The organism is Kribbella swartbergensis (assembly GCF_054784135.1).
Genome location: NZ_BAAGPM010000059.1, coordinates 1 through 5,399, shown reverse-complemented (window position 1 = coordinate 5,399; position 5,399 = coordinate 1). Strand labels below are relative to the sequence as shown.

Here is a 5,399-nt window from a genome sequence, read left to right as displayed (position 1 = left end):
CAGCGGGTACGGGGTCGGCGTCTGCTCCGGAGCGCGAGGCGGGTGGGGTGTGCTCGGGTGCGTGATCCTCGGCGGTGCCGTTCGCGGTGGAGCCAACTCCGAGGCGATCATGTGCGGGTTCGCGGCGGTGCGGCGCAGGCTGAGGACAGCGGGTACGGCGTGGGCGTCTGCTCCGGAGCGCGAGGCGGGTGGGGTGTGCTCGGGTGCGTGATCCTCGGCGGTGCCGTTCGCGGTGGAGCCAACTCCGAGGCGATCATGTGGAGGTTCGCGGCGGTGCGGCGCAGGCTGAGGACAGCGGGTACGGCGTCGGCGTCGACTCCGCCGTTCCGGGGCGATGATCGGCGAGGGGCAAGGCGGACCTTGCCTATGTGGTGGCGGTGGGGTTTGGGGCGGTGGCGGCTAGGAGGCGGTGGGCGAAGGTTTGGCAGGCCGTGGTGAAGGTGTCGCCTTGGGTGATGTGGAAGTCGGCGTCGAGGAACGCGAGGTTGAGGACCAGCCACTGCCAGGAGTCGATGGCGACGGTGACGTTGGTTCGGTGGGGACCGACGGGCTGGATTGCCGCGTCTTGGTGCCGCAGGGCGTCCATGACGTCCGTCGCGGGGGCTTCCACCACGAGGCTGACGGTTTGTCTGTGTCTGTTGAATCCTTGGCGCAGGTAGTCGGTGGCTGACTCGGCGGGGAGTGGGCGGGGCTGGTACCGGCTGCCGGTGCGGAGGACGTCGGTCATGCGGTCCAGACGGAAGACGCGCCAGTCGTTGCGATCGAGGTCCCACGCCAGCAGGTACCACCGCAGCAGGTGGTGAACCTGCCGATACGGCTCCACCCGCCGGTGCGCGCGCTCACCACGAGCGTTCTGATAGTCGAACGAGATCGTCTCCTGCTGAGCAATCGCCTCTGCGACCAGACTGAGCTGTTCGGCGGTCACGCTCGGCGCCGGTTGCTGGCTGGTCTCCAGACTCGACCGAACCGACACCACCCGCCCCCGAAGCCGAGCCGGCAAGAACTGATCCAGCTTCCCGTAAGCACGCGTAGCCGCATCATCGATCCCACCCTCACCACCAGCCGACGCACCACCAGCAGCCGACGTCCCACTAGCAGCCGACGCCCCAACAGCCGCCGACGTCCGACCAGCAGCCGACGTCCCACTAGCAGCCGACCTCCCACCAGCTGGCGACTTCGCATCGGCAGTGGGTCTTCCGGCACCAGGCGACCTCCCGCCAGCCGTGGTACTTCCGTCACGAGCCGAGCTCGCATCGGCAGTGGGTCTCCCGTCACCAGCCGACCTCCCACCACCCGTGGTACTCCCGTCACCAGTCGAGCTCGCATCGGCAGTGGGTCTCCCGCCACCCGCCGTACTCCCGTCACCCGCCGTACTCCCGTCACCCGCCGTACTCCCGTCACCCGCCGTACTCCCGTCACCCGCCGTACTCCCGTCACCCGCCGTACTCCCGTCACCCGCCGTACTCCCGTCACGAGCAGACCTCCCATCGGCGGTGGGTGTTCCGTCACCGGTGGAGCTCGCGTCGGCAGTCGGGGCTGGTGATGGGCCGGCTGCGGCGAGGGAGGCTAGGGCTAGGAGGGTTGCTACTGCTTCGTCGTCGTCCAACACGAGTGGTGGCATCGTGCGGCCGGCGGCCAGGCGGTAGTAGCCGCCTGGGCCGGGTTGGGTTTCGACCGGGTAGCCGTATCCGCGGAGCCGGTCGACGTCTCGGCGCAGCGTGCGCGGGCTGACACCCAGCCGCCGCGTCAGCTCGTCGCCACTGAACGGCCGACCCGTCTGCAGGGTGGACAGCAGCGCCAGCATCCGCGCGGTGACATCGGCCATGCCTCGATGATTCCACGAATTGCGGTCAAAATCCGGCCACATCTCGCCATACCGTCGTACTCATGACGCAACGAACCATCACCCTCCGCAGAGCCCGGACGAACAATCTCGCCGACCTGGACCTCGACATCCCGCGGAACCAGTTGGTCGTATTCGTCGGCAGGTCCGGTTCGGGCAAGTCGTCGCTGGTGTTCGACACGATCGCCGCCGAGGCGGGATACCAACTCAACGAGACGTTCCCGCCGTTCGCCCGGAATCGCCTGCCGAAATGGACGCGCCCCGAGGTCGAACACATCGGCGGCCTGACCCCGGTGATCGTCATCGATCAGCGCCGGATCGGTGGCAACGCCCGCTCGACCGTCGGCACGATCACCGACACGTGGACGTATCTGCGGTTGCTGTTCTCACGGCTGAGTACGCCGTACGTCGGTGAGTCGGACCACTTCTCGTTCAACGATCCGGTCGGGATGTGCCCCACGTGCTCCGGGCTCGGCGAGGTCGTGGTGAGTGCCGTCGACAGGTTCCTCGACCTGGACAATTCACTCGCCGCCGGCGCGATCCTTCTCCCCGGCTTCGGCAACGGCGGCTATTGGTACAGCCAGTACGCCGACATCGGCACGTTTGATGCGGATACACCACTACGCGAGTGGACCGAGGCGGAACGTGAGGCCTTGCTGTACGGCGGCCAAGCGGCAGCCAAGCTCGGCCGGAAGCTGCCGAAGGAGTACACAGGCCTCGTCGAACGGTTCGAACGGATCTACCTGCACACGTCCGACAACCTGTCGGAGCGGAAGCAGGAGACCATTCGCCGTTTCACCCGGTCCGAGACGTGCCGGGACTGCGGCGGTGACCGGCTCAACCAGGCGGCGCGGACCGCGACCGTACTCGGTCACACGATCGGCGAGTTGTCGCGAGTCGAGATCACCCAGCTACTAGACGTCGTACGCACGATCGACACTGCGAGCGTCGTACCGGTCGTTGCCGCGCTCACCGCACGGCTGGAGGCGATGGTCGCGATCGGGCTCGGGTACCTGACGTTGTCGCGGGCAACGACCACCCTGTCCGGCGGTGAATCGCAGCGGATCAAGACGGTGAAGCATCTCGGGTCGAGTCTGACCGAGATGACGTACGTCGTGGACGAGCCGACCGTCGGGCTGCACCCCACCGATGTCGAGTCGATGATCAGGCTTCTGGAACGGCTACGTGACAGTGGCAACACTGTGCTGGTCGTCGAGCACGACCCTGCCGTGATGGCTCATGCGGACCAGATCATCGAGGTCGGTCCGGGCGCGGGGAGTGCGGGTGGGCGGCTTGTGTTCCAGGGGACGTTCGCCGAGCTTCGCAAGGCCGGTACGTCGACGGGCAAGGCGCTGACCGTGCAACGCCCGCTCAAGGCTGCTCCTCGTCGTGGAGACGGGAAGCTGACCGTGGTGGACGCGAGCCGTAACAACCTGCAGAACGTGACGGTGAGCTTTCCGACGGCAGTGATGACGGTGCTGACCGGTGTGGCAGGCTCTGGCAAGTCGAGCCTGGCGGAGGAGTTGGTGGCGCAGCATGACGCCGTGGTGATCGATCAGAAGCCGGTCAGTACCAACCGCCGGTCGACACCGATCACGTACACCGGCATTGCGCCGGCGATTCGCAAGTTGTTTGCCCGGCACAACGACGTACCGGCTGCTCTGTTCAGTGCCAACTCCGACGGAGCCTGCCCGGACTGCAAGGGGCTGGGGGTGATCTATACGGACCTGGCGTTCATGGAGGGGCAGGAGGTTGTGTGCGAGACGTGCCACGGGCGTCGCTTCACTCCGGAAGTCCTTGCGTACAAGGTCAATGGGCTCTCGATCGCCGACGTCGACGAGCTCACGATCGACGAGGCGATCGCTCAGTTGGCTGACGCGGGCATCTCGCGGGCGCTGAACCAGTTGGCGGCTGTTGGGTTGGGGTACCTGCGGCTGGGTCAGTCGTTGAACACGTTGTCGGGGGGTGAGTGCCAGCGGGTGAAGATCGCGAAGGAACTGCGGCAGGCGGAACAGCCGACGACGTACGTGCTGGACGAGCCGACGACGGGTCTGCACCTGAGCGACATCGACATGCTGCTGCACGTGCTCGACAGTCTCGTGGAGCACGGTCACACCGTCGTCGTGGTCGAGCACAATCTCGACGTCATCCGCCAGGCCGACTGGCTGATCGACCTGGGTCCTGGCCCCGGCCGCCATGGCGGCACCGTTCTGTTCGAGGGCCACCCTGCCGACTACACCCGGGCCGGGACACCGACCAGCAGGGCTCTGGCCGCCGACCAGTCCGTCGGGTGAGTTCGAGTACGGCGCGCTGGGTCGGCGGCGGATCGGATTGCTTGCGCGGTGTGAGGACGGTAGGGGGATTCGGTGAGCTTGCCTGCAGTTCGGTGGGGTGGTGGCGGCGAGGGGCGTTGACGGGTGGGGGTTGACGGTGTGTCATCCGAAGTAGGCCGGTGTTTGGAGCCGGTTCGTAGGCTGAGATTTTCGGTCGATCCGCCCCTGACACCGCGGAGGGTGCAATGAGCGAATTCCAGGAACAGGCGAAGAACTGGCTCCGGAACGTCGTCAAACAGAACCCGGACAAGATCAAGGCCGGCGTGGAGAAGGCCGGTGATCTGCTCGACAAGCAGACCGGCGGCAAGTACGCCGACAAGGTCGACGCCGTCCAGCAGAAGGTCGGCAGCTACGTCGATTCACAGTCCGGAACCGCACCAACCCAGTCGGCAAGCGCCGACCAGCCCAACCCCGCCAACGCATCCAACGAGCCACAAGCAGACACCGGCAGTGCATCCGGCGAGCCGCAAGCGGGCGGCGCCGAGGCAACCGGTGAGGCGCAGGCGGGTGGAGCCGACGCGTCGAACGAGGCGCAGGCGGGTGGTGTCGGCGGAGCCGGCGAGGCGCAGGCGTCTGGTGGTGCGGGTGGAAGTGGGGGCGGTGAGGCGGCGGATGAGTCCGGTGCTGGTGATGGGGCTCCGGAGGCTGGGGGACAGGCCGGTACGACGGGGCAGGACGAGGCCGGCGGCGGCGTACCTGAGGACGGGGGCGGGGGTGCTCCGGACGCGCACGGGGAAGTTGTAGGCGGCGAGGCACCTGATCCATCCTCCGCGCACGCCAGTTCAGTCGGCTCCCGCCCGGAAGGCGCCCAGACCGGCGGCACAGTCACGGGTCGCGGCGAGTCCACCGCGGCAGACGGCGACCTCCCAGGCTCGCGCACATAATTCGGGCTGGTTGGTGAGGATTCGAGCAAGGTGGCGGAACGGGCGCCTTGCTCGGACCTCAGGTTGAGGCGGAGCCGCCGCACGACCCGCGGCAGCAATGGCTGGCCGGGTCGGAGGCGCAGCCGCGGGGGAGAACAGCCGCGGCTGGCGGCCCTGGTACAAACCGCGCGACGGTGCCGGCCTCAGCCGGCGTGGGTACAAGAGCTCGCGACGGTGCCGGCCTTAGCCGGGGTGGCGGCGGTGGTACAAAAGCTCGCGGCGGTGTCGGCCTTAGCCGGGGTGGTGGCGGTGGTACAAGAGCTCGCGGCGGTGCCCGCCTCAGCCGGGGTGGTGGCGGTG

4 protein-coding genes and 1 pseudogene are annotated in these 5,399 nt (G+C 67.7%); 3 read left to right on the top strand and 2 right to left on the bottom strand.

What is annotated here, in order from left to right:
* A partial coding sequence (locus ACYVOK_RS34480; RefSeq protein WP_460666803.1) for a hypothetical protein occupies window positions 1-211 on the top strand: 211 nt, incomplete at its 5' end.
* A 153-nt stretch (window positions 212-364) separates the two neighbouring features.
* Here ACYVOK_RS34480 and ACYVOK_RS34475 read toward each other — a convergent pair.
* Together ACYVOK_RS34475 and ACYVOK_RS34470 are read right to left on the bottom strand one after the other, a co-directional pair.
* Window positions 365-973 (bottom strand): helix-turn-helix transcriptional regulator, encoded by a 609-nt coding sequence (locus tag ACYVOK_RS34475; protein ID WP_460666804.1) that lies wholly within the window; start codon window positions 971-973, stop codon window positions 365-367.
* Between the two features lie 684 nt (window positions 974-1,657).
* Window positions 1,658-1,804: pseudogene (locus ACYVOK_RS34470) on the bottom strand (helix-turn-helix transcriptional regulator); the annotation flags it as partial.
* 83 nt (window positions 1,805-1,887) lie between these two features.
* Between ACYVOK_RS34470 and ACYVOK_RS34465 the strand changes: the two are divergent.
* Window positions 1,888-4,137, top strand: coding sequence for an ATP-binding cassette domain-containing protein (locus ACYVOK_RS34465; RefSeq protein ID WP_460666802.1), 2,250 nt, complete (start codon window positions 1,888-1,890; stop codon window positions 4,135-4,137).
* A gap of 224 nt (window positions 4,138-4,361) precedes the next feature.
* Window positions 4,362-5,060 carry an antitoxin gene (locus ACYVOK_RS34460; protein WP_460666801.1) on the top strand — a complete coding sequence of 233 codons (699 nt, stop codon included), beginning with the start codon at window positions 4,362-4,364 and terminating at the stop codon, window positions 5,058-5,060.
* Window positions 5,061-5,399 lie beyond the last annotated feature (339 nt).

What these genes read in the sequence shown, in the direction of transcription:
- ACYVOK_RS34465 (WP_460666802.1), top strand. Translation starts at nt 1,888, where the DNA reads ATGACGCAACGAACCATCACCCTCCGCAGAGCCCGGACGAACAATCTC.
- ACYVOK_RS34460 (WP_460666801.1), top strand. Translation starts at nt 4,362, where the DNA reads ATGAGCGAATTCCAGGAACAGGCGAAGAACTGGCTCCGGAACGTCGTC.